General features: G+C 57.2%; 18 protein-coding genes. 5 read left to right on the forward strand and 13 right to left on the reverse strand.

The window, feature by feature from the left end:
- The first annotated feature begins 8 nt into the window (after window positions 1-8).
- The 3 genes from buk to NTX17_09410 all read left to right on the forward strand — a co-directional run bounded on the left by buk (window position 9) and on the right by NTX17_09410 (window position 3,132).
- Window positions 9-1,109, forward strand: coding sequence for a butyrate kinase (gene buk, locus NTX17_09400; GenBank protein MCX5801586.1), 1,101 nt, complete (start codon window positions 9-11; stop codon window positions 1,107-1,109).
- Window positions 1,110-1,205: 96 nt separating this feature from the next.
- Window positions 1,206-2,180: a phosphate acyltransferase gene (locus tag NTX17_09405; protein MCX5801587.1), complete on the forward strand. Its 975-nt coding sequence runs from the start codon at window positions 1,206-1,208 to the stop codon at window positions 2,178-2,180.
- A 10-nt stretch (window positions 2,181-2,190) separates the two neighbouring features.
- Window positions 2,191-3,132: a phosphate acyltransferase gene (locus NTX17_09410; protein MCX5801588.1), complete on the forward strand. Its 942-nt coding sequence runs from the start codon at window positions 2,191-2,193 to the stop codon at window positions 3,130-3,132.
- Here the strand turns inward: NTX17_09410 and NTX17_09415 are convergent.
- The gene (locus tag NTX17_09415) at window positions 3,129-6,503 is read right to left on the reverse strand and encodes a hypothetical protein (GenBank protein ID MCX5801589.1); all 3,375 of its coding nucleotides are present in this window, start codon (window positions 6,501-6,503) and stop codon (window positions 3,129-3,131) included. The two genes, NTX17_09410 and NTX17_09415, sit on opposite strands and share 4 nt — an antisense overlap.
- A gap of 174 nt (window positions 6,504-6,677) precedes the next feature.
- A complete protein-coding gene (locus NTX17_09420; protein MCX5801590.1) occupies window positions 6,678-9,509 on the reverse strand; it encodes a UPF0182 family protein in 2,832 nt (943 codons plus the stop codon).
- Between the two features lie 206 nt (window positions 9,510-9,715).
- On the opposite strand from NTX17_09420, the gene NTX17_09425 reads away from it, so the two are divergent.
- Window positions 9,716-11,866, forward strand: a complete 2,151-nt coding sequence (locus NTX17_09425) for an alpha amylase N-terminal ig-like domain-containing protein (protein ID MCX5801591.1) — start codon at window positions 9,716-9,718, stop codon at window positions 11,864-11,866.
- A 240-nt stretch (window positions 11,867-12,106) separates the two neighbouring features.
- Here the strand turns inward: NTX17_09425 and NTX17_09430 are convergent, their stop codons facing one another.
- The 6 genes from NTX17_09430 to NTX17_09455 all read right to left on the reverse strand — a co-directional run bounded on the left by NTX17_09430 (window position 12,107) and on the right by NTX17_09455 (window position 21,662).
- Window positions 12,107-14,143 (reverse strand): Ig-like domain-containing protein, encoded by a 2,037-nt coding sequence (locus tag NTX17_09430; protein MCX5801592.1) that lies wholly within the window; start codon window positions 14,141-14,143, stop codon window positions 12,107-12,109.
- A 168-nt stretch (window positions 14,144-14,311) separates the two neighbouring features.
- Complete coding sequence (locus NTX17_09435; protein MCX5801593.1) at window positions 14,312-15,160, reverse strand: hypothetical protein; 849 nt, start codon at window positions 15,158-15,160, stop codon at window positions 14,312-14,314.
- A 359-nt stretch (window positions 15,161-15,519) separates the two neighbouring features.
- Window positions 15,520-16,779 carry an MFS transporter gene (locus NTX17_09440; protein MCX5801594.1) on the reverse strand — a complete coding sequence of 420 codons (1,260 nt, stop codon included), beginning with the start codon at window positions 16,777-16,779 and terminating at the stop codon, window positions 15,520-15,522.
- 19 nt (window positions 16,780-16,798) lie between these two features.
- Complete coding sequence (locus NTX17_09445; GenBank protein MCX5801595.1) at window positions 16,799-17,926, reverse strand: HAMP domain-containing sensor histidine kinase; 1,128 nt, start codon at window positions 17,924-17,926, stop codon at window positions 16,799-16,801.
- Between the two features lie 126 nt (window positions 17,927-18,052).
- Window positions 18,053-20,209: a prolyl oligopeptidase family serine peptidase gene (locus NTX17_09450; GenBank protein MCX5801596.1), complete on the reverse strand. Its 2,157-nt coding sequence runs from the start codon at window positions 20,207-20,209 to the stop codon at window positions 18,053-18,055.
- Window positions 20,210-20,297: 88 nt separating this feature from the next.
- The gene (locus NTX17_09455; GenBank protein ID MCX5801597.1) at window positions 20,298-21,662 is read right to left on the reverse strand and encodes a Xaa-Pro peptidase family protein; all 1,365 of its coding nucleotides are present in this window, start codon (window positions 21,660-21,662) and stop codon (window positions 20,298-20,300) included.
- A 259-nt stretch (window positions 21,663-21,921) separates the two neighbouring features.
- Here NTX17_09455 and NTX17_09460 point away from each other — a divergent pair, with 259 nt between their 5' ends.
- Entirely contained in the window at window positions 21,922-22,446 is a 525-nt protein-coding gene (locus NTX17_09460) for a DinB family protein (GenBank protein MCX5801598.1), read from the forward strand.
- A gap of 24 nt (window positions 22,447-22,470) precedes the next feature.
- On the opposite strand, the gene NTX17_09465 is transcribed toward NTX17_09460, so the two are convergent.
- The 5 genes from NTX17_09465 to NTX17_09485 form a co-directional block, all read right to left on the reverse strand.
- Window positions 22,471-22,971, reverse strand: coding sequence for a GAF domain-containing protein (locus NTX17_09465; GenBank protein ID MCX5801599.1), 501 nt, complete (start codon window positions 22,969-22,971; stop codon window positions 22,471-22,473).
- Window positions 22,972-22,986: 15 nt separating this feature from the next.
- Window positions 22,987-23,193 (reverse strand): DUF2892 domain-containing protein, encoded by a 207-nt coding sequence (locus NTX17_09470; GenBank protein ID MCX5801600.1) that lies wholly within the window; start codon window positions 23,191-23,193, stop codon window positions 22,987-22,989.
- 115 nt (window positions 23,194-23,308) lie between these two features.
- A complete protein-coding gene (locus tag NTX17_09475; GenBank protein ID MCX5801601.1) occupies window positions 23,309-23,683 on the reverse strand; it encodes a DUF5362 family protein in 375 nt (124 codons plus the stop codon).
- Window positions 23,684-23,749: 66 nt separating this feature from the next.
- Entirely contained in the window at window positions 23,750-24,115 is a 366-nt protein-coding gene (locus NTX17_09480; protein MCX5801602.1) for a cupin domain-containing protein, read from the reverse strand.
- A 70-nt stretch (window positions 24,116-24,185) separates the two neighbouring features.
- Window positions 24,186-24,860, reverse strand: a complete 675-nt coding sequence (locus NTX17_09485) for a class I SAM-dependent methyltransferase (protein ID MCX5801603.1) — start codon at window positions 24,858-24,860, stop codon at window positions 24,186-24,188.
- Window positions 24,861-24,893: the final 33 nt, after the last annotated feature.

Genomic DNA, 24,893 nt, shown 5'->3' on the forward strand with positions numbered 1-24,893 from the left:
GGTTTCTAATGAGTTTTCCGGACAGCGTGAGTTCTCCAGTCAGGAAGGAAGTTCTGCTTGTCATCAACCCTGGCTCCACTTCCACCAAGGTCGCGATCTATTCGAAGGACGGTCCTGTTTTTGAGAGCACGGTAAAGCACGACGCCGCCGAGCTCGCCAAGTTTGACCTGGTCACCGAGCAGTTCGACCTGCGCTGGGACGTCATATCAAAATGCATCTCCGAAAACCTCTCCGACTCCGTCAAGGTGGTCGCGGTCGTGGGAAGGGGCGGTCCACTTCGCCCCCTGGAAGAAGGAACATATAAGATCTCTCCGCTGATGCTCGAAGAGCTCCGCTCGTGCAAGTATGCCAACCACGTCAGCAATCTGGGCGCAATTATCGCGGATAGGTTCGCGAAGCAATTCAATGTGCCGGGATTCATCGTGGATCCTGTCACCGTGGACGACTTGATACCCGAGGCGAGAATCTCGGGTCACCCACTCATAGAAAGGAAGAGCCTCTCCCACGCGCTGAACATTCGTTCGACGACGATCGCGGCCGCGGCCAGGATAGGAAAACCTCCGTCCGAGCTCAATTTCGTCGTCGCGCACATGGGAGGGGGAATCTCTGTCTGTGCCGTCAGGGGCGGGAAGCTTACAGATCTCAACAACGCCCTTCTGGGCCAGGGACCCTTCACTCCGAACAGGGCGGGCAGTCTTCCGATCGGCCCGTTGGTAAGACTGTGTTTTTCGGGAAAGTTCACCGAGAAAGAACTCATCAATGTCTTCTCGAAGGAGAGTGGACTCAAGGCATACTTGGGAACCGCGGACGTCGAGGAAGTTCTAGCACGCATAGCTTCAGGCGACGAGAGGGCCGGGCTCATCTTCGGGGCAATGATCTATCAGATTGCAAAGGAAATCGGAGCAATGGCTGCTGCCCTCAAGGGCAGGGTGGACGGGATCATACTCACGGGGGGCATGTCGCACTCCAAGGAACTCACGGACAGCATCACTGATTACGTGAAATTTCTCGGCCCGGTCTACGTCTTCCCCGGAGAGAAAGAAATGGAGGCCCTCGCTCAGGGAGCCTTCAGAGTGATGGAAGGAAAAGAGAAAGCGAAGGAATACTGAGACCGGGCGAAGTCAACGAGCGCCGAACGCCGGCGGGAAAAGCTCCCCACGCGGTCTGCCTGGTCAACACATGCACTGGGAAAGAAAGATAAAGGGATGAGAGAATCAACTCGAAGCGCGTCCGCGTCACCGATTCGCAGAGCCTCCGACCTCATCGAGAGAGCCCGCGCACTGGCCGGCACGGGAAGGCGGCACAGAATAGCGGTTGCCGCCGCCCAGGACCCAGATGTGCTGGACGCACTCAACGAGGCCCTCGAAGAAGGAATCGCGGAGCCACATCTTTTCGGGGACAGAGAGAAGATTCTCGCGATTTGCAGAGAGCTTTCCCTCGATGCTTCCAGATTCCACATCTATCATGTTCCCGACCCCGGCGAGGCGGCCAGGCAAGCGGTTGCTTTTGCAGACGCCGGCGAAGCAGAGATCATAATGAAGGGGTTTGTCAGCAGCTCCGTCATCATGAAGGCCGTGCTTTCCAAGGAATTCAACCTGCGCCGTTCAGACACGTTAAGCCACGTTGCGGTGCTGGACGTGCCGGGATATCACAAACTACTGAGCTTCACCGACGGCGGAGTGGTCGTGAGACCCGACTTCGAGCAGAAGAAAGGCATCCTCAGAAACTACCTGAGCGTCGCGGCGGCTCTGTGTATCGATCATCCGAAGATCGCGCTTCTCGGCACGCCGATCTCTGCCACCCTCACTCCGGACGCTCATGCCGAGAACTCGAAATTGGTGAGCATGTTCACGACCGGAGAAATGCTGGGGGCGACAGTTGACGGTCCCATGAGCCTCGATTGCGCGCTCTCGGAAAGAATAGCAGGTCGCTACGGCATGAAAAGCCCCGTGAGTGGCGACGTGGACGCCATTCTGGTCAACGCGATAGAAGAATGCAACATCGTCGCCAAGTCCTTGATTGTGCTCGCCGGGGCCATCTTCGCCGGAGTCGTGGTAGGTGCGAGACTTCCGGTAAGCCTTGTTTCGAGGACGGACACGAGAGAGAACAAGAAGGCTTCAATCGCTCTTGCTTCCCTCGTTGCGGCTTTGGGAGACGGGGACATTCCCGGGAAATCTTGAGGATCGGTACGTGAAGACTCTCAACGAAGTTACAGTTCTGCTTTCAAGCGGAAAGAAGAAGGACAGACTTCGCGGTGCGGTTTTCTCACCCGGAGAAGACACCCTTCTGGCTCTCAAGGCAGCGGCCGCGCTCTTGCCGGTTGAATTCCGCGTCTATGGCGGCGGAGCAGCCGTCGACACAATCGAGTCTCTCCTCGGGGACACGTGCTACGAATTCGTCCGGACAGACGATCCTGTCCGAGAACTCTCACAGTGTCTTTGTGGAGAAAAGCCGGGAGGCGAGACGCCCTTCCATTTTGTTGTTCGCGGCGATCTACTCTCGCTCGAGGACACACATCGAGCAATCTCGCTTGCCGGCTCAGGCGAAAACGTTTCGGATCTATCACAAGTGGCCGTGCTTGACGCGACGTCTCTGGGGCGAATTCTCGTCGTCTCTGACGGGTTCGTGAATCCGAGGCCCGACATCAGGACGAGGCTCGCGATCATCAGAAACGGTCTCAGAGTATGCCGGGCCCTTGGGATGAGCTACCCTCGGGTCGCCCTTTTGGCAGCCGTGGAGCAGGTGTACCCGGGCATGTCCGTGACGGTGGAGAGTGCGGAGATTGCGAAGCTGGCCGGGGCAGGAGAGATAACGGGAGCCGACGTGGACGGACCGCTCTCCTTTGACGTGGCGCTCGTCGAGCAGGTGGCAAGGGAAAAGGGGGCGACCGGAAAGGTGGCCGGCAAGGCAGAGTTGCTCGTAGCCAGCTCGATCGAAGTGGCCAACGGCATTTACATGGCTCAGACGGTGCTTGCCCGCGCCAACGCCGCAAGCGTGGTGGTGGGAGGAAAGGCGCCGCTCGCCCTACCCTTCCCGTCCGACTGCATTGACAACATAATCTTTTCCATTTGCCTCGCCTGCCTCCTGTCAAGCGACGACCTTCCCGAGCGTTCGCCCGTCTCGACTCGCTAGTCGAGTTTCACCAATTTGGCATTCACGGTCTCGCCGTCTCCCTCGAGACGCAGGAAATAGATGCCGGAGGGAACCTCTTTCCCTTTTTCGTTCGTTCCGTTCCACGTGACGCCGTAAGTGCCGGACGGCAAGTTCCCTTCAAAAAGCGTCGCAACAAACCTCGAGGTCACGTCAAACACTCTGAGTGACACGTGAGGTGGACGGTCTGGAGAATCGTCACCAGGGCCGACGAGAAAACTCACTTCTGTCGAAGCAACAAAGGGGTTGGGTACGCACGCCGTGAGGAAGATCCCTGCAGGCACACGAGGACTCTCGTGCGATACGTGAACATTCTGACGGCTTCTTGTCACTTTGAAACTGAATATCGCCTGGTCCTGACCGGCAATGGTGGCGCTGAACTCGGGGGTCAACTCGAGTCCGAAGACGCAATCTTCGCCCCGAATACTCTCAGGCTGCGAGACAAACTCGAAACTCATCGCGTCGTCGGTCGAAGTGTTCATTACGCCTATCACGTCTGGATCCACATAGGACACGGTATCGCTGCCCGTCCAGTACTTGAGAGCGTCCACACCTGTGTCCATGGCCTCGAGACACGCCGGACAGAACGCAGTCTCCACGTGCAGGTCGAACACTCTCGCATACGCTCGCTTGTTGAAGATCTTGTAGGCCACCTGAAGAGTGCTGTCGTCAAGAGAAAAGGACTTTGTCAGGCTGAAATCCGAACATTCGTAACCCAAGTCGACTGCCCCCTCGGCAAGAGAAGCGGAGAACTCGGCATCTCGTATGTCCCCGGCGTAGGCAGCGTCAACGAGAATCGAATCTTCGAAAGCACGGCGCCTGACTTCGAATTCCCAGTCGAACACCTCAGGAAAGATGTTGTTCCCCGAAAGCCAGGCATAAACGTCCTTACCGCCAACAAGCCTGGGAACGTAGTGCGCTTCGTCCACAAAGGGCTCGTTGTAGTAAAGGAAGTTCTCGTCTCCGATCTCCTCCACCCCTTCCGCCAGATCAAACCAGTAAAGAAGCTTGCCGCCCTTCCGTGAGAACACGAGCATTTGCGTGCCGCTCGTGACGACGACTTCATCGACTCCGTCCCGGTTCAGATCCTCTACGTATTCCTCGCTTCGATTGAGAAGCGCCTCCCGCGCGGCCCTGGCCGCAACGTAGGCCGACCGCGCCATGTCCCAGTCGACGTAGCCGGTGTGGGTCGCTTCGCCGTGAACGAGAAACTCGTATTGGTGCGCTATCAAGTCAAACCATGCGTGCGAGAGAAGCTCGGAGGCCGAAGCGGTATCGGGCGCCGCCGAGGCAATCTCCTGCCTCACGACGTTCAGCGTATCTCTAATCTGGTCAAAAAACGCCCTGTACGCATTCCCCGTCGCGCCGGCGTTTTCCGCGAACCAGGCCGAGCCGCCCATCCATTCGGCGGCGCCGTCCACAATCCTCGCGACGGAAGAAGACGCTCCGTTGCTACTCACAAACTCCGAATACGTGGTCACCTTGACCTCGGCATCCGATTCAAGGGCCGTGAGCAGCGCGTCGAGATTGGCCCAGTCGACGGAGGGATCTTCGCCGTTCTCGTAATCCCAGAGACCCGTGGCCTCTGCGTCTTCGTGATAGCACACGGCGAACCTGTCGTTGACGTCTTCGTCGTAGCGGTCGTGGAGGAAATCCAACACGGCCTGGTAGTTCCCGCTGTCTATCGCGTAGTTGACGGTCCCCTCGAAAGACTTGTCGTCATCGAACACGTTCACGCTCCTTCCCTCGTACGACGTGCTCCTGACGAGATATTCGCTCCCACTAATCCCGCTGTCGAAGAGTATGTGGTCCTCCACCTGAACGTTCTCGTATCCGTTGTCGGCGAGAAGACGAACGAAGTTCTGCGTCCAGGTACGCTCGGGATTCCAGAAGCTCACGGGAGAAACGCCGAAGATCTTCTCAATCAGCCTCTTGTGAGTCCTTATCTGCTCGTCGTTGAATTGAAAATCGGTCGAATCGCTCCGCGTGGAATACATAATGTTCTGCGCGTACGTGCTCCCCACGATCTCAAATTGACCTTCCTCGACCCCGTCCTTGATGAGATCAATCACCCTGTCGTCGAGCCGAAGAAGACTGTGCAGCAGGCAACCCGACACGTGGATCATGAATTTCAGAGTGGGGTGGGCCCTCAGCGTCTCAAGAAGACCGACGTAGCAGGCCGTCGAGGCCACCTTCGAGTACGGGACGAGATTCTGGTTCAAGTGAAAAAGAAAGATGGCGTCCACTTGTTTCGGAGGGGTAGTACCAGTGTCGGGACTCACTGTGATTGTAAAAGGGTGAAGTGTGTCGGCGGGCAAGGTGGAAGAAAAGAGCCCGTCTGAGGCGAACAGATAGTATTCGACAGTACCCTCTTGAACGGCCTCGCCCGGGATGCTTCCCTCCCAGTATTGGAGCCCGCCCCTCGCGAGCTCGCTTCGATTGAACAGCGTCTCACCTGCCCGTCTATAGCGGACCTCCACGCTTGCCACAACGCTGTCGATGACCGTCGCCTCCATCACGACCGGATGGTTCGCCACGGCCTCTGCCACGGGCGTGTGGACTATGGAAGGGATCACACTGTCGGGTTCAGCGAACAGCACGCACACCTGGGACGTGGCAGCGTCGTAGCCGGAGAGCATGCCTTCCTGTGAAAGCCCTTGCACGGTCACCACGTCGATTATGTTCGAATCGCTGTCTCCGTCGTCCCCTCCACCGAAGTTCCACTCATCCCGCGTGCGTCTCACTTGCCGCACCCTGCCGGTCTCGTACCCGTTCTGGCCCAGCATGAGCACAACGTAACGCCACGCCGAAGTCGGCGTCCCGATCGTCTGCTTCGGGACGGTCAACGTGATCTCACCGTCACTCTGATTCACGGCGACCCTCACGCCCGTTGTGTCAGTGCCGCCGCCCGGGTAAACGATCATGCTGCGGAAGTCGTCGAAAGGCGGCGCGCACCAGAGCATGACTTCCCACGCATTGACCGGAGAGATACGCGCGTTCCTGCCTGCAAGAGTCCACGTGGCGCCCGAGCCTTCAATCCCATCCTTGTCAATGTAGATATCAATATTCTGTAAGCTAAAGCCTGCGCCGGAATTCCATGGATCGCTGACCGCCGCCGCCACCTTCACGACGAAGTACACCTGACTGGCGCCGGTGCTCACCTGGAACCTGGTGACGTCAAAGGAACTCGAGGTGAATGCGCTGTTCGAGGGGTAAACGTAGGTTCCCGGGCCGTGGTCGTCGCCGGTCGGGTCAAACAGGTCGGTGATAACCGCGCCGGCCAACCGATCCGGACAAAGACAGACGCCGGCAAGCAGAATCACTAATGCTGTCGACAGGATGGAAGCTTTCACGACCGGCCGGACTCCCGCGATGTGGGACAGACGCTGGCCAAGAGCTTTCGATGTGTTCTGCAACAATTATACCGCGAGAATCGGGTCCTGTCACCTTCGTAGAATTCTCGGCGTCTCTCCGCGACGTCAGCGCTCCGTCACTTCTCTCGACGTCTTCGAGTACTCGCAAGAAGCTCAGCGTCCGGTCGTCTTCTGTAGGCCTTCCAGAATCGTTCTCATGCGCTCTAGCTCGGCGCCCGCTTCCGTGATCTTCCCCTGCCCTGTCAGCTGCTGATACTTCCTGAAGTGCTCCAGTGCGCTGCGGGCCTGCTCACTCAGCGTCAGGGGTTCGAGGCGACCACTCGCGTCAGGAGCGGCGCCTTCGGGGCGCTGCAAGAGCTGGTCGATGGCGGCGCCGAACGAAGTAGCGTAGGCAAGATTCTCTCCGGAGGCCACCACGACACGCTTGAGCTCGGGCATCTTGCCCACCGTGGCCTGGAGGTAGATGGGCTGTACGTACAGCAACCTGTGGTCTGAAAGCGGTATCACAAGAAGGTTCCCCTGAATCACCCGAGACCCCTGTTGGTTCCAGAGAGTGAAGTCCTTGCTTATCGTGTCATTCTGATTGAGGCGTATCTCGATCTGCATCGGCCCGTAAACAAGCCTGTCCTTCGGAAACTCGTAGACGACAATCTGACCGTACTCGTCGCCGTCGCACCGTCCTGCCAGCCACGCGACCATGTTGTTCTTGGGGTTACTCGGATCCGTTGTGAGAGGCGTGAACGGAATCATCTGAATGAACTCCTGCCTCTTCTCCCCCGGAACCGTGATGACCACGTAGTACGGAAGCATTTCTCTGGTGTCTCCCTGATGAGTCTCCTGCGCGATCTCCCACGCGTCTTCCCTGTTGTAGAAGACGTTGGGGTCATTCATGTGATACGTTGCGTAGATGTCCGCCTGTATCTTGAGGAGGTCCTCCGGGTAGCGAACGTGGGCCTTGAGGGATTGCGGCATCTCTTCCCGTGACTTGAAGAGTCCGGGAAACGCTCTCGCGTAGGCGCGAATCACAGGATCAGAATCCTCAAAAACGTAGAAGTCGACCGTTCCGTCGTAGCTGTTGATGACGGCCTTCACCGAATTCCTGATATAGTTTACGCTGCCCGCACTTGATCCAGCCAACAAGTGGCGCTCGGCGTACGGATAGTGGTCGGACACGGTGTACGCGTCCCACATGAACCAGATCTTGCCGTCCGCCATCACCTGGTATGGGTCGTGATCGTATTCCAGGAAGGGCGCCAACGCCGGGATTCTCTCCTGTATGCACCTTCTGAACATGATTCTGCTCTCGGGGCCAAGCTCCTTTGCCGTCAAGAGCCGCAGTCCATCAAACCGCAAGGCAAACGCCAATTTCCTGAGACCACTCCCGATCGACACGCCACCCTTGCCTTTGTAAAAAGTGGTGACGTTCTCGGCCCCACGCGGGTAGTCAAACTCGGGATGGCTGGTCTTGACGAAGACGTGCGAGTTGGGAGCTTCGCCGAAATATATCTCGGGCCTGTCGAGTGAGAGCTCTGGAGTCTTGCCCACCGGTGGGATGTCCTTTGCCCAGTATTCCGGAAGCCCTTCGGGCGTGAAGATGTTGACCGGATTTAGGCAACCGCCGTAGCCGTGAGTGTATACGAGCCTCAGGTTCTGCCACGTCTTTGATTGCTCGGCAAGCCTCCTCTGGTCCAACTCCCTGGCGGAAAGCATGACCTGAACCGGAATCCCGCCTATTTGATAGCGATCTATGTCAACGTCAAGGAATCTGTAGTAAAGCCGAAACGACTGGTTTTGATTGTACGTAGCCTCAAGCACTCTCCAGTCCCACAGCCTGATGCTCTGCAGAGTGGCGGCGTCGTCCACAAGATTGGCCGGCGTGATGCCGTCCTTGACTGGAAACTGCGCCACCTTTGTCCTCGTGCTATCGAGGCCGTAGGCCTTTCTCGTGTATGCTATGTTGTACTCGATGTACGGCCTCTCCTTGTCCAACTCGTTCGGACTCACCGAGTAATGCTGGACGATGGCCGGAACGGCGTTCACTCCGATCAGCCATGTGAGAATGAGTACTCCAAACGCAAGCCCCGCGCCCGCAAACGTCTTGCGATGGGAGCGGCTCGCGGCAGACACAATGAAAGCGACTCCCACCAGAATCAGGGCGGCGATGAAGAACTTGTAAGCGCCCACCTGGAAATGAACGTCCGTGAAACCGGCACCGAACACGGCCCCTCTTCTTGAGTACACAAGATTCCATATGGCGAGCACGGTCTGGAATATGAACAAGCACACGAATAGAACGCCTTGGATGGAGAGATGCGTGACGAGTCGGAACAGTGTATCCCGGCGTCGAACCGGAGCCTGGTCCTCAAAGACAAGGCTGGCCCTTCTGCCGATACCCACTGCTCTCAGGCCCAACTGAATGGCGTAGAGCCCGAGAACGCCGAGCGTGGAGAAGATCAGCAGGCTCAGGACGTAGGAACTCAACCTGGAGTAGAAAGGCAGTGCGAAAACGAAAAACGACACGTCCTTTCCGAAAATCGGATCGCTCACTCCGAACGGAACTTGATTCCGGTAGAGAAGTACTTTCTCCCACCATGCCGCGCTCGAACTGCCGAGCGAGATTGAGACGAGAGCGGCGTACAAGAGGTAGATTCCGTGAGCGACTCTCATCCTCTGACCTATCTCGGGAGCAAGACCCGCTCTGGTCAGCCGCATTTGTGCATGGAGGAACAGAATGCTCACAAGGAAGCCCGCCACAAACAAGAGGAGTCTCGTCCAAAAGACGGTCCAGTATCTTTGCGCCTGGCCCAGTTCTTGAAACCACAAGACCTCGGTGTAGATGCGCAGTGAGACGAGAAAAATGGTCAGCGCGCCGGCAAGCAGCGCAGAGGCTGCAACGTGGCCCCGCGCGACGCTCCCTTTTTTTGCCGAAACCAACACGGGAATAAGACAGGCCACGTACGCAAGGAGTATGAAGAAGGAAAGCATATACCCTCCCCGACAAGGATTCTCCAAGTGATGCGTCAAGAACGGACAGATTGGAACAAAGAACGCCACCACAGTCAAGAGAAAACGGCCTCAACATTGTTGTGGCCACAAGCGTGCCGTGTGTGGCAGAATTGGCGTTCGGGCGTGCGACGCACGCCCCGTCACACTGTGAGAGAACAACTCTCAAAACGCACAGGGAGGTACAGGTGAAGACAAATCGAATCGTGTTGGCCCTATTCGTGGCGCTATTATTCGCAACGATCGCGTCGTCCTCGGATGCTGCCAGGAGATTCCCGGTCGCTTTCTCTTTTTCGCCCCCGGTCTCTGCGAAGACTGTCACTCTCGCCGGTAGTTTCAATAATTGGAGCCGCACCGCCCAACCCATGGAGTTTGACGCGACCAAGGGCGCCTGGACTGCGACCATCGAACTACTCGAGGGAGAGTATCACTACAAGTTTGTGGTCGACGACGAGAACTGGTTCAGTGACCCCAACCAGCAGCTCAAATCACCGGACGGTTTCGGGGGCTTCAATTCTGTGCTCAAAGTGGGCGACTACGAGCGCTTCAGGCAATCCGCCGGCAAGGGTGACAGCAGGATACTCGTAGAAGCCGTCTATCATGCAACGGAACTCCCCTACGCACAGTGGACTGACAGCACCACGATTTCTCTGAGACTCAGAGTCAAGAAGGGCGACCTCGAGTACTGCTCCGTGCTTCTCTCGCCCGGAAAAGGCGTTCGCGAAGTTCCGATGAAATGGTTCGCTCAGGATGGGATTTTCGAGTACTTCAGAGCGTGGATACCGAGTGTCTCCTCTCCAGCGGAATACGCCTTCAAGCTGCGCGACGGTTCGTGTGAACTCTACTATTCCTCGAGCGACTCCTGTTCGTCCAATCTTGACGACTGCCGGCCCTTCGTCATGAACTTTGCGGATTCTCTTACCTTCTTCACACCAACTTGGGCGGTCGGTCGAGTCTTCTATCAGATATTCCCCGAACGATTCAGAAACGGAGACTCCACCAACGACCCTCCGGGGGTGGAAACGTGGGACGCGGCGCCGGCAAACTTCAATTTCTTCGGTGGAGATCTCCAGGGCGTCATGGACGGCCTTGGCTACCTGGACAGTCTGGGAATAGGAGCGATCTACTTCAATCCGATATTCGAGGCCACTTCCAACCACAAGTACAACACTTCGGACTACATGAAGATCGACCCGCACTTCGGTACGGTCGAGACGCTCAGAAACCTCCTGGAGCAAGCTCACAAGAGAGACATCAGGATCATACTGGACGGCGTCTTCAATCACTCCGGGTACGAGTTCTGGGCCTTCCAGGACGTCGTTAAGAATGGGCCTGCCTCCAAATACGTGAATTGGTACACGTTCCACGGATTCCCAGTCGTCAAGGACCCCAAACCGAACTACGAATGCTGGTGGGGCTACGGGGACTTGCCCAAATTGAACACCAACAGCCCGGAGGTTAGAAAATACATCTTCGGCGTGGACGACTTCTGGGCGCGCCAAGTCGGAATCGACGGCTGGAGGCTCGATGTTCCGAACGAAGTTCCTCACGACTTCTGGAAGGAATTCCGGAAGGTGACCAAGTCTATTGATAAAGACAAGTACATAGTGGGCGAGATCTGGGACAACGGGGCTCCGTGGCTCAAGGGTGACGAATTCGACGCGGTGATGAATTACAGATTCAGGACGGCTCTCATTGATTTCTTTGCGACCGCGGAGACTGATCCGGAGCGCTTCGACGAAGTCCTGGGAATTCTGAGAATGGACTATCCGGACGCAGCGAATGGCGTCATGTTGAATCTGATCGGGAGCCACGATACGGAGCGATTCCTTACGCTCTGCGGCGGCGACGCGAGGAAGATGAAACTGGCGGTTCTTTTTCAGATGACCTACCCCGGTTCTCCCTGCATCTACTACGGCGACGAGATAGGACTCACCGGGGAAAAGGACCCGGGTTGCCGGAAGACTTTCAAGTGGGACCCGCAGAAACAGAACAGAAAGCTTCTCGAAACCTATAGGAAGCTCGTGGCGTTGAGAGACAATCATCCCAGCTTGCGCTACGGTGACTACCTCACGCTGCTTGCGGACAGGAACCGAAAGCTCTATGCGTTTGCGAGAGATAATGGAACTGAATTGGCCGTCGTCGTGATAAACAACGACGTTTCCAAACAACCCGTGGAAATCGACCTGTCGAAGCTCAAGGCTTTCGAGCCGGCAGACGCTCCCGGGTCGAGACTCCTCAGAGACGCTCTGACAGACAGATCATTCAGGATCGAAAAGGCAAAGCTCACGGTTCCTGCCCTGGAGCCCAAGAGCGGCCTGGTGTTGTTTCTTGAGTAGCAGATGGGGCGGGCAGTGAGAGCCCTCGCGGAAAAGTGATGTTTAGGAGGGTTTCGCAGTCATTGGGCAAGGACCGGCGGCGGACGAAACGAGACCGTTTGCGGAAAAGCGGCTGCAAGAGGGCCTGACAATGAAAGATGGGACCGGCTGTTCAACCGGTCCCATCTTTGGCCTCGGGAAACTGAAAAACCGGCCCCTGGACCAAGTTCTCGCAGGCTTGTCTTTCGTGCAAGCCTGCTTTCAGTAGACAATCACAAGCTTCTTGGATGTCTGTAGGCCCTCTGACTTCAGTTCATAGAAATATACACCGCTCGGGACTCTTGTCCCCTTCGAGTCAGTGCCGTCCCAGATTGCCTTTTGCAGACCCGCATCCAATCTGCCGTCAACGAGTATCTTCACTGCCCTCCCGGCAGCATCGTATACCGTAAGAGTCGCGCGTCCTGCTTTCGGAAGTGTGAACTGGAAAGCAGTCACAGGGTTGAACGGGTTCGGCACGTTCTGCTCAAGCCTGAGCACGCGTCCCTCGGGAACTCCACTTACTCCGACCGGCACGCAGTAGTCACCCCACGAGACCACCGGCAGAATCAATGGGTTCACGCCCACGGTGTCGTATACGGCGTCGTTCAGGAAAACGTCTCTATTCCCGGACAACGAGCATTCGTATGCGCTGTTGAAAAGATACTTGTACTGAACGGTCTTCCAGGTGTTCACGGGGAAGCGCACTTGGACGGAATAGATCTCGTCCCCGGACAGAGAATCAGGCGACACGCCGTCATCCTTCATGAAGGTGGTTGGCGGTACACTCCAATTGAGCGGATACTCGCTCCCGTCGACACCCACCGTGTCCTGCGAAGCGGGGTTCTTGGAACTCATGTCCACACGGAAAATCACGTCGATCGGCTTGGAAGTATAGTTGTCGGGAGCGACGTCCGCCCACCACACCGAGAAGGTATCGATGGCGGTCGAGCACGTGAGACCCGGATTAGAGTAGTAATGGTGATGCCCCTCCCATTCCGAGCACAGGTGTGTAAACTCGAATTCCACCCACGTTGTGTCAACGCCGGTCGTGCAGTCAGAAGGACGGGAGAAATCCACGGCCACCGTGTATAGGCTATCGCCGGACACGGCGTCCGGCGACACGCCGTCATCCTTTGCGAGGATGTCGCACGTGGGAGACCAGTTGAGCGGATAAATGTTGCCTTCTATGCCAAGCGTGTCCGGCGGAACCGAATGCGAACGCAGATGCAGGTTCATGTGAACTTCGAAGACCATCCGAGACAGGCAGAAACAGGCCTTGTTGGTCGTCCCATTGTTGACGATCGGATTGCCTGCGACGTCTTTCACGTTCGTCACAAGCACGTCATTGCTCCCGCCATACGAAAGGTTCGAGCTGAGCGCGAGCGTGACCTTCGAGAAATCCACCGCGTCTCTGGTGGCCGTAAGAACGTTCACGGCCCCGGAATTTACGGTGTAATTGCCCGCAGTCTGCGAAGTAGTGAGATCGACAGGCTCACTAAACTCTACCAGGATCGAATTGTGAGGAGCGACGTAGCTCGAAGCGCCGACGACGGTCGGAGGAGTTACATCACCGCCGGCTGCCCGCGCCACGTGAGTGGAGCAAAGCAACACGGCCGTGGTGCTCCAGTCTGTCGCATTCCAATCCTCCGGAGGATCGTTGGACGTGTCCTGCGCGTTGTCACCTGTACCTCCGCCAGTAGACCAGGCCTCGCACCAGATCTCGGAAGGATCCCCGAGCTTGGACTTCGCGATCTTCCATTCGAGGGCCGACGTAGATCCCACGCCTCTGGCTGCTCCGTCCAGCGTACCGATCTGGCTCCAGCTCGTGCCTCCCCACTGCCACGCCTGCGTGTTGCCGGTACCGTAGGGCACGACGTCCACCCACGTATAAAAGCCAAATTCAGGTTTGTGTGGAGCCGAGACTACTACGTTGCGACCCCACGCGTCGGATGTCGCGCCGTTAGTATCATTTGTCGTGTCTATGTAGATTACGTACTTCCCCCATCTGGTGACATCAATGTTGCCATTGATCGTAAAATAGAAATACCAGTAAGTGGCGTCGTTACAGACGTACAGCTGGACGAGATCCATGACGGCATTCCCGTTGCCGTCTCCAGTCTGATCGGTGGCCGCCGCCGTTCCGTAGCAGGCGTCGAGGGAACCGTCAATCACGGGCGTCCCGAATCCGTATCCGAGAACCTGCGGGGCAAAGACCAAAGCAAGGCCCAGACACAAGAAGCCTACGAGCATTCCCTTCATCAACCATCACCTCCGTGTGAACGTTTGACCAAGAGCTGCGGAGGGTGCATCACTCTCCGCAGCTCCAAACTTCGCCGGCGCCAGTTCGGCCGGCCATTTCAATTGTGGAGACCAGTGCCGGTCCTGTCCGCGGTCTCGGCCCAGGCATGCGCTCGCGACGAGCAAACGCTACCTGTAGAGGGCCTTTATCTTGCCCCAGGTCGTGGTGTTGACGTCCGTAGGGCAAGTCGGACAGTCAGGGGCTACGTACTCCCAGCCGTCCATCGGAAGCAGTTGATAGGAGCTGGAATCGTCAATGACAAACGTGTGATTACCCGTGCCCTCCCATGTGCTGCAGTTGTCTTTCTTGTACTTGTACAGGACGGAAGGATTGCTGCCCGCCGGGAACATTACTTCAACCTCGTAGTACTTCGGGCTTGGTCCAGGGCAAGGCGCGTACATGAAGACGTTGCCTCCCCAATTGGTGAGCTCCGTGTGGTCACCAGTCACGCATACGTCGCCCGTCGTCTCGGCGCCGTCAGACAGACAGAGTCTGAACTTCACGGTGACGTCGACACGCGTGGCGGCCGTAATATTGAGATAGAACGGAGGCTGGTTGCTGCACTGATCGCCACCGCAACCGTAAAGACTGTTGGGGGGACACGTGGTATTGTCACTCTCGTCGAGGACCACGCACTCAAAGACTTCCCGGACACCACCCTGCAGAGCGGAACTCGGGATCGTGCCCTTGTATTCGTCGTTGTCTCCTATGTCAGTGTTGTAAGCCATCGCCACACTTTCGTAGCTCACGGCGCCTTCCTGCTTGTAGTAGAGCGTGACGCTGATGCCGGCGCCCTGCCCGGTCGCGTCCGTCACACCTGCCTTATAGACCTGGATGTACACGTCGATGTTCCCGTTCTCGGCGTACGTACCATTGTTGCAAGGCCACACGTTCCCGCTCCACCCTATTACGGCGTACGCAGCAGAGGCAGACAGCAACAACGTGACCATTACCAGCAAGACTACTTTAGCCTTCATTGCATGTAACTCCTTCCCCGTGCAAGACTGCACAATCTACGCAAAGTCCCCGGCGCAACCCAGACGGTCGCACGGCGTCACGAACGCATCGGCATCGCCGCTTCACCATGTCCCGTATGACACCCAAAGCCAAAAAACCCCGGCAAGAGCTCTCTTCAATATCCGTTGAGTCGGATTCCTCACCTCCTCAGGCAAATCTAAAGTATCAATAGTTTGAAATAGAACTGGTTAGACCGGTCCAATCAAGACAAAACTTAAAAGCCTCGGTCTTCTCCAAGCTGGCCAATAATAGCACGAAACTTCAGGAAAGTCAACAGGAAACGGCCTCGTTGGAGCGGTGCGAACTCGAGCATCTGCACCTACTTGAGACGGCCGTTCCGAGCGCTTCCCTCGCGAAGCGTCTCCTCGGGAGGCCTTATCCTTCCGAAACTGCGATACAACAGCAGGTCGTAGATAATCTTCAGACCGCCCGCCAGGAAAAACGGTACATTCATGAGCAGCGGGTTCGCAAGAAGAACTCCGCTCAGGGCCGGCGACAGCGACGCGCCCACCGAACGGGCGATGGTCGTCACGCCTGACGCGGCAGAGCGCTCATCCGGGGCAACAACGGCCATCGTGTAAGACTGGCGCGTGGGCACGTCCATCTGTGAAATGCTGAAGCGCAGCAGGAGCACAACCACGGCCGCTGGCAAGGTTGGCATCAGAGGAACAAGAATCAGCAGTATGTTGGAAGGAATGTGTGTGAAAACCATCGTGTTTACGAGGCCTATCCGGGCCGCGATCCGCGCCGCAAGCAAGGCCGACACGCCTGCGAGGATGTTCGCACCAAAGAAGATGCCGCCCAGCACCCCAATACCGACACCGAATCTGACGTGGAACCAATACACCATGATGCTCTGAACGATCAACCCCCCTCCGAAGGCATCGAGGCCGAAGAGTGAACTCAGCCTGATCACTATCTTTCGCGAACGATGCAGACCGAGGAGGCATTTGACGGGCAGGCCGGCCGCAGGATTGCTGATCTCGGTCGAAGGAGAGAGACGGAGAAAGAGCAAAGCGAGTACCGCACCGCAGAGCGCATAGCCTATGAGAACCGCACGATATGATTCCAGTTGTGTGAAACCTGAAGTTTGCAGAATCTGAGCCAACAACCCGCCGAAGAACGCCCCGAGTGCGGTGGCAAAGGAACCCACCAGGTTGTACCAAGCGAAGACCTGCGTGCGCCTCTCGTTCGACACAAGTTGCGAGAGTGATGCCTGTTCAATCGAAAGAAAGGGCCCGATTTCGTTTCCACTCGGACTGATGACACCCACAATCGCGGCGGCGATGAGCAATACGGGATTGCGTGTCAGCGCAAATACCACGCCCGCCAAGACCATCAGCACCGCACCGAAAACGAGCATCCGACGTCGTCCAAGCCGATCGGCGGACGTCGTTATCCACAGGGAAATGGCTGCATCCCCGGCAAGCGCAAAGGTCAGCAACAAGCCTATCTTCTGCGTCGTCAGGCCGACTTGCGCCAAGTACAAGACGAGCGCGATGGACAAGAACCCGTATGCGAAAAGGCGGACAATGCGCGTGGCAAATAGGAGGAAAGTGTCATTTCTTGAACGCGCCATGGAGTCTTCCCTGGAATAGTTAAAGGGGCAGGCGAAGGCGGAACACGGTGCCTTCCGATTGTGATGTCGTGAAACTCACCTTGCCTCCCAGATAAAGCTCGCCGAACAATTTCATACCGTAGGTTCCAAACCCTCTCCCAGGGTCCTCTTTGGTGCTGAAGTGACGCTGGAAGACTCTCAGCGATACGTCTTCCGGAATCGCCTGTCTGTTCCAGACGCAGAAGGTGATCGCTTCCTCATCTACCTCGACCCAGAACCTCACTTCCCCACCCACTTCTGTTGCCTCGAGAGCGTTCATCAGCATGTTGGTCAGAATTCGTAGGAGGAGCGAGAGGTCGGTGACGAAACGCTGGTGGAGACCGGTCTGTCCCAGATTGAGAGATTTTCCGCTCGCCACCGGGTGGCCGGTGAAAAACCCACGCAGTTCGCGCACTACGTGCTCCGCCGTGATGTCTTGAAGCTTGAGTTCATACTCAGAGATGTCGTCCTTCGAGAGGGCCCTTTGGATTGCGACTTCCCCGGCCAACCGCGAGGACGTCGTGTAAACGACTTCCGCCAACTCGCGCATCCCCTTTTCGTCTGCCAGGCTCATGAGTTCGGACGCACCCTGCACTCCCATGATCAGGTTACTGATGTCGTGGAAGAAAAGGCGCTCGACCGCCGCCCAACGCTGCGAGGCTGTGATGTCCTGAAGAAGGAGTAGAATCAGCAGGCGCCCCTCAAACGTGATCAGGGATGAACGCACACGAAAGTAGAGGTCGAATTTCTTGCCGTTCTTCTCAATGGTCGTCGCGCACTTCCTTTCTTCGGGTTGCTCACTGGCCAAGCAGGCAACTATGGCTATCGCCGTTCCGCACGTGGAGCAGAACTTGCTCGTGCCACACCCGCCGGCGAGCTCGTGCGCGTGAACGCAGTTGATGGCTTCTCCCGGGCGAAGTCCTAACACTCTCGTGGCATCTTCAGCGCCCATCGTCTTGAGAAAGGCGTCGTTGACTGCCAGGATTTGACGCTGCGGATTCAACACCGCCAGCAATCCGCCGGCCGTTCTGAGCAGCCCGTTGACCATGGGATTCTTGCTGGCGAGGACGATGTCGCGCTGCAATTCGCCGTGGTCCGCGCGTCCGGCAGGAGCAAAATAGGTGTCCATACATCACTCCTCGCGTGTGTGAGCGGAGTTTCCCTTGAGCGCCATGTTCGCCAAGCCCTCGCCAATGCTAGAGTGCTCCGAGCCCCTCTTCAAGTGCGGTCTTGCACGACGGGATCCGCGCGGCGCCTACCGCTTGTCAGACCGATACTTCATCCCGAGCTGCTCAAAAAGAAACGAATACACGTCCGTCTCTTCCGCCACTCGCAGGTCCAGCGAGGTTCCGATACCGTGACCTGCGTGAGGATTTGTCCGCAGCAACACCGGTAGTTTGGAGCTCGTGGCTGCCTGAAGCCTCGCGGTCATCTTCCGAGATTGGAGCGGATCGACGCGAGCGTCGTTGTCACCACTCGTCATCAGGACGGCGGGATAGGCCGTGCCATCCATCACATTGTGATAGGGTGAGTAAGTGTACAGGGCCTTGAATTGTTCCCGATCCTTCACAGTTCCGAATTCCGTGACATTGAATTGCCCGTTCGGACTTAGTTCCACGCGGAGCATGTCGTAGATGCCAACCTCGCTGACCACGGCTCGAAACATCTCGGGATGCTGCGTCACGGCCGCGCCCATCAGCAGTCCGCCATTGCTTCCGCCTTCGATGGCCAGTCGTGACGGGTTCGTGTACTTGTTTTCGATGAGGTATCTAGCGCACGCGACAAAGTCATCAAAGACGTTCTGTTTTTTCGTGAGCTTGCCGGCCGAGTGCCATTCTTCACCATACTCGTCGCCGCCGCGAAGGTTCGCAACTACGTAGACGCCTCCTTGTTCGAGCCACAGACACCGCGAGTCCGAGAAGGAAGGCCTCTCGCTTACGGCAAAACCTCCGTAACCGGTGAGAAGCACCGGATTCTGTCCGTCGAGTCTGATGCCCTTTGGACGAATGATGCTCATGGGCACTCTCGTTCCGTCGTTTGACGTAGCAAACTCCCTCACCACTTCCATGTCGCTCAGGTTCGCGGGCGTCGTCACCGTCAGATCCGTCTCTGTGGATGTCCTCGTGGCCGGATCGAAACGGTAGTAGGTGGCAGGCCGTATGTAGGTCTGGCTACTGTAAAGAATCTCATTATTCTCGAGCGGCACGATTTCTCCCACGGACGAAACGGGTCTCACGGGGATGCTACCCGTTGCTTTGCCGGACAAATCAAACGTACGAATCTGACTCGGCCCACCCAGAACGTCTACGACGTACAGCCCATCGCCCGTCACGCCGAAGAAGTCAATCACGGGATCACCGGCAGGGACTATGGTCCGGGCTCTTGAGAGCTCCGGATTCGTGAGTGGCAAGGCGAGAATCTTGCCCCTGGGGGCATCTTTGAGCGACAGCAAGTACAGAGTGCCGTCTTTCCCAAGAACTGCGGAGATTACCCCGTCCGAAAACCGAGTGACTTGAGTCCACCTGCCTCGATTGTTCATCACGAAATGCGCGTACTCGCCGCCGTCCCCGTTGGCGACAGAGACAAGGAGGTAGCTCCCGTCGTCGCTAGTCTTGAGCTCGATCTCGGCTATTCTTGGAAATTCTTTCCCAACGACGTAGGTGTCAGTACTGGGCGGCGTCCCAAGCTTGTGAAAGTAAACCTGCTGATAGAAATTGGAGTCCACGGCAGGACGTTCATTGTCTCGCGGGTAGCGAGTGTAGTAGAAACCTGTGGCGCCCCGATTCCAGGCAACGTCTCCCCCGGCGGTAGCATACTGCACCCGAGGCACAACGTCGGGAAGCTTCTTGCCGGTTGCCGTTTCGAAAACGTAGACCGTGCCGTCTTCACTTCCGTTCTCTGAGAGCGACACTGCAATCAGCCCTCCGTCCAGCGAAGGGACGTACCAGTCTATGGCGGTCGACACCTTGGAATTGACGGCATCGGGGTCCACCAGCACGCGCTCGGACTTCGAACCGTCCGCGGATTTCATCACAACCAACATCGGATGGTTCTTCGGCGGCTGATTCTTCATCGCGAAAAGCAGACCGCCGCGCTCTCTGAGCGCGTAGTGCGACGCTGACCTGTTTTCAAGCTCTTTCAGACGATCAAAGATGGCCTTACGCGATGGAGTTCTGTCCAGATAGGCTCGACTGTAGCGATTTTGTTCCTCCAGCCACCTCTTGACTGCAGGAGCGTTGAAGTCCTCGAGCCAACGATAGTCCTCGCTCACGCTGATCCCGTGATATTTGTCGGTCACGGGCCTCTTCTGTGACTCTGGTGGTGCGGAGACCGCGACCGTCCCTTGAGTTCTGCCGCAGGAACAGCAACTAACTGCGGCGGCAGCCATCACGAACATGAGAAACCACCTCACGTTTGCCTCCTTCTCTGAGGACCGCGGAAACCTCTCTTTACCTGCCGGCGACGTCGTGCGTGACGACGAGCCGAACGGGCCACCGGCGCTAGACCGGAATTATCAAGCTATCCAGATCGCGCGGGTAGTAAGTGAGAATCTCTATGCCGTCTCCGGTTACTACGACTGTGTCGGAGTGGCGAAAGCCCCCCATTTCACTTGCGTACAGTCCCGGTTCCACGGTGAAGACCATGCCGGGTTTGATCACTGTCTTGTCGCCAATATCAAGGAACGGTCCTTCGTGATAGCGGAGACCGATTGCATGGCCGGTGTGATGCTTCCAGAAACGCATCAACCCCTCCGGAGCTTTGCCACGGCTACTGACGGCGGGATTGGGCGTGGCCTCCTCAGACGTTCGTCTGCTTTTCTTGGGTGAAACATGCCTGGCGGCCGGGACTCTGGTACCGGACAGGAGCTTCTTGTTGCTCGCGGCGTTATCTCCCGGCGCGTCCTCGCTGAATCCGACGTCGTTGCTCTCGTAATACTTCCGCACGGCCGCGTCAACGTCGGAGCATCTGGCCCCGGGCCTGAGCGCATCGAATGCGACCTCCTGCACCTTTTTCATGTGCTCGAACATTCGGCGCTGATTGTCCGAGGGGCGGCCCACTATCATCGTCCGTTCCAACTCCGAACCGTATCCCCACATCGGCACTCCCGCTCCGGTGACAAGCACGTCGCCGGGTTGAAAGGTGATGTTGTTGGCCAGCGCGTGCGGGATGGCCGCGTTGCGCCCTATCTGGCCCCGATAGCCGGCGCCGGCCCCTTCCGAAAACACACTCTGCGCGCGATAGAGCGGTCCAAGCGTGTCCAGCATCGCCACGGTCGCTTCGTTACTTGCGCGCATACTGACTTCCGTCTCCGTGGCGCCGACTTTCGTGTATCGCTGGAGCAGTCGATGGGCGAGGTTGCCCCATTTGACGCTCTCGCGAATGAGGGCGATTTCCGCCTCGCTCTTGATCATCATCATGTCCTCGACAAAACCGGTGACCCGCACAAACGTACCACCGGTCAGCTCGGTGAGCGACGGTCCACGATAACCCAGAATCCACGGGTAGCCGTCGCTATCCGAGGCGATTCTGCCTCCGACGCCCATCTCGCGCAAGATCCTCTTCAGAACTTGCGCGGGATGCGGGTCACAGGGATACTCGACGTAGTAGTCCACTCGCTCGAATCCAGTCTCCGATTTCGCGTGTTCGACCTCGAGGCGTGGCACAAACATCGCCTGTTCGCCCTTCGCGTTCATGACGAACGCAACGGGTCGCTCGGTCGGGATGAAGGCAAAGCCGGTGAAATAGAGGATGTAGTAGTTGTCGAATAGAACCACGCCACCCATCCGCTCGGCCCGGACATGATGGAGCAGCCTGGAGACGCGGGCCTGAAACTCTGAGGATCTGATGTTGATCGCCGAAACCATGTCCATTCTCCTGTGTCTTGCCCTGTAGGCGTGCAAACATGCGTTCGTGTCAAGTCTTGCCGACTTAGGAGTCTCGCCACCCCGGAAAGAAAATCGCGCGCTATGGAACTCTTCTCCACGGTGTGCTAGAGTCTATCACAGTGAGCGACGAGGGGAAAGACGTTGCAGGAAAGCAGACCTCACGCAAACCTCTTGACGCTCCCTCAGTGACAAAGGAACGTTGCAACTCGACGGAGACCGAAGTCAGAAGGAGGCAAGAATGAACTGGCCGGAGCTTCTCAAGGAAGAGATCGAACACGCTTACAGAGTTACGGAACGACTGACGGATCTAGTGGACGACAAAGAGCTTGACTGGAAGCCTTCCACCGGAACCAACTGGATGACGATCGGCCAGTTGCTCATGCACGCGACGAGCGCGTGCGGCGCCTGTTGTCGCGGTTTTGTCACCGGTGATTGGGGCATGCCGGACGGCGTGGACCTCAGCAACATGCCGCCCGAAGACATGCTGCCGCCGGCCGACAAACTCCCGTCCGTGAAGAGCGTCGCGGAGGCAAAGAGGCTTCTGAGGGAGGACAAGAAGGTGGCGCTCGACATGCTGGCGATGACCAGCGAGCACGATCTAGTGCACAAGATAGCCACCGCTCCCTGGGACAAGACTGAGATGATCCTCGGTCATCGCCTGCTCGAGATGGTGGGTCACCTGAATTCGCACAAGACCCAGCTTTTCTACTATCTCAAATTGCAGGGAAAGCCCGTCAATACGGGTCACCTCTGGGGCGCGTAGGCGAAAACCGCCGGCAGGACAGAATCAAGTGAGCTGAGCGGCGGCGTTGCCGCCGGCGCGTTCGGCGACCATCTCGCAGATCATTTCCAAGTACTTTCTATCGACGGAGTCGAACGCACTGAACTTGTGGGAATCAATGTCCAGCACGCCGATCACTTTTCTCCCTCGAAGAAGCGGAACTACAATCTCGGATTTCGTCTTGGGGGAACAAGCGATGTGGTGGGGTATCTTGGACACATCCGCGACCGACTGGGTGGTTTTTTTCCTCGCCGCAGCGCCGCAAATTCCCCTGTCAAACGGAATCGCCAGGCAGCCGTGCTCGCCCTGGTACGGCCCGATCTTCAGAAGATCCTTTTCCGTGACCCGGTAGAACCCCACCCAATTGAAGTCCTTGAAGGAATGGTACACTTCGCAGGCAACCGCGGCCATTATGGAGACGAGGTCAGTCTCGTTACCGATCAATCTCTCCAGATGAAGCAGAAGTCTCAGGTATTTCTGCTCCTTCTTGTTCGTCCTTGTGGCCACACGTTACCCCAGCTCCTACTCTTTCTTCTTGTTGGTAGAGATCTTCAGCGGCACGTAGAGTGGACAGAAACCAATCAAGCTCGTCAGCAGGAAGATTACGGCAATGATCCCCAGAACAATGCTGGCGACGCCGGATAATACTCGAGCCGCAAGCAATATGGCCACCGCTACGGCGACAATAAGTCTGACACCCCGATCGATCGCACCCATGTTCTTTTTCATCATACACCTCCGCGTGTGATACGTGTGATAGAAGGTTCATGATCGTTGATAGACACGATATCTCATAGGTTCTGCAGATCCGGTCTCTCGTTGAGCGTGCTAAGGCCGGTCCCGCTCAATGCCAACCGCTCAGGAGACCGAATATGGCTCCAAGTACTCCCATCGAGAATGCGACGACGACGACTATCAGACTGACCAAAGTCAGTATCCCTTGAATCGCGAAGTAAGTCCTGAGTTTGTCGAGTGCTCTGACGAGCGACGCCTTGTCGCCGCTGGTCCTCGCGCGCTCGATTGAGGAGGCGCACTGCATCAAGAGCACCCCCACCCAGATGGGGAGCCAGGCGATGACGATCCCGACCACAGTGAGAGCGGCGGCAAGCCCCTGGATAATCGAAAGAACTCCAATGAACTTGATCCAACCCTTGCTCTCATAAATGGGCAGGCTGATCTCACGAACACTGACTGCGCCGTCCTGCAGATTCTCTTCCATCCGTCCCTCCTCATCAAGTTCCTGATCGTCGCGGCCGGAGACATTTTGCACGAGCTACTGTCTACACTAAGACTGCTTTCGTTTCAACCAGAAATCAAACGACCGGCCGGGCACAAAAATGTCCAGTCCGACCGAGGGCGTATCAAGCGGATTTGTGACAACGTGCGACTCATTGCCCTCGATGTAGGCCGCGTCTCCTTCGCCAAGCAGTCTTTCGTCGCGCCTCTCTCCGTCCTTGTCGATCGTGACTGCCAGCTTGCCCTTCAGTACCACCAGCACCTGGGCGTAGGGATGTTCATGGCGTGGAGACGAGTGCTTGGGCGGTTTGACAATGTGTTCGATGGAGATGTCCTTCTCAGAACAGATGCTGACACGTCTCCAGTCCTTCTCAGGTTCGTAACGCTCGGCGTCCTTGAAGTGAATGACTTTCATCGACTTTCCTCCGTTCGTGCGGTCAACGCGACTGATGCTCCCCAGGCCCACGCCCTGGCCAGTCCCACTCTCAAGCCACAGTAATCTCGCAGAACAGGCTTGAGTTGTCCACCTCCATGATGTTTGCCCTCTGACCGACACTCACCGCCAGGGTCTCGAATTCAGCGTCACCAACGGCCGTTCCAGTGAAACCGTCCTTGGCGACGATGACGCCGTTGCCGGTCCTTTGGCAGTCAATCTCACCCACGAGACCGTGGGCGGCCTGAATTTCGAACCACTCCAACCTGTGATTCCAGAATTTTGGCGAATAACTTGAGAACAGCACGGTGCCACCCGGTTTCGTCACGCGAACCGCCTCCGCAAAGAGCTTCCGTCTGTCGACGTGGAACGCCGAGATTCCGTTCTGGATGCAGATTGTGATGTCGAACGCGCGACCGCCCAATCCCATGCCGGCGGCATTCATGGCCGCAAGGTGCAGGGACGGAAACGCACCCACAAAGTCCCGAGCCATTTGCAGACTCGTGACCGAAGTGTCGATCCCCACTGCGACGCGCACCTTGTCGACGAGTCGCTTGAGAACTCTGCCGTACCCGCACCCAAGCTCCAAGGCGATCATACCCGGAGAAATCCTTTCAAGAACAAGGTCTATCTCGGCCTCCAGATACGCCTTGGTTCTGGGTGGCGCAAGATCGTACACCGCTCGCAGGCGCTCGGCAGACAGCTTCTCGGAGTAGTAGTCGGTCACTGTTGCACCCCCCCCACGCCGGCGGCTTTGGAT

It is taken from the genome of Candidatus Eisenbacteria bacterium (assembly GCA_026388185.1).
Classification (GTDB): domain Bacteria; phylum Eisenbacteria; class RBG-16-71-46; order JAFGJU01; family JAFGJU01; genus JAPLKG01.

Coding starts and splice junctions, on each gene's coding strand:
- NTX17_09405 (MCX5801587.1), top strand. CDS start 1,206: ATGAGAGAATCAACTCGAAGCGCGTCCGCGTCACCGATTCGCAGAGCC.
- NTX17_09470 (MCX5801600.1), bottom strand. CDS start 23,193: ATGAAAAAGAACATGGGTGCGATCGATCGGGGTGTCAGACTTATTGTC.
- NTX17_09435 (MCX5801593.1), bottom strand. CDS start 15,160: ATGAAGGCTAAAGTAGTCTTGCTGGTAATGGTCACGTTGTTGCTGTCT.
- NTX17_09430 (MCX5801592.1), bottom strand. CDS start 14,143: ATGAAGGGAATGCTCGTAGGCTTCTTGTGTCTGGGCCTTGCTTTGGTC.
- NTX17_09480 (MCX5801602.1), bottom strand. CDS start 24,115: ATGAAAGTCATTCACTTCAAGGACGCCGAGCGTTACGAACCTGAGAAG.
- NTX17_09460 (MCX5801598.1), top strand. CDS start 21,922: ATGAACTGGCCGGAGCTTCTCAAGGAAGAGATCGAACACGCTTACAGA.
- NTX17_09440 (MCX5801594.1), bottom strand. CDS start 16,779: ATGGCGCGTTCAAGAAATGACACTTTCCTCCTATTTGCCACGCGCATT.
- NTX17_09475 (MCX5801601.1), bottom strand. CDS start 23,683: ATGGAAGAGAATCTGCAGGACGGCGCAGTCAGTGTTCGTGAGATCAGC.
- buk (MCX5801586.1), top strand. CDS start 9: ATGAGTTTTCCGGACAGCGTGAGTTCTCCAGTCAGGAAGGAAGTTCTG.
- NTX17_09455 (MCX5801597.1), bottom strand. CDS start 21,662: ATGGTTTCGGCGATCAACATCAGATCCTCAGAGTTTCAGGCCCGCGTC.
- NTX17_09420 (MCX5801590.1), bottom strand. CDS start 9,509: ATGCTTTCCTTCTTCATACTCCTTGCGTACGTGGCCTGTCTTATTCCC.
- NTX17_09445 (MCX5801595.1), bottom strand. CDS start 17,926: ATGGACACCTATTTTGCTCCTGCCGGACGCGCGGACCACGGCGAATTG.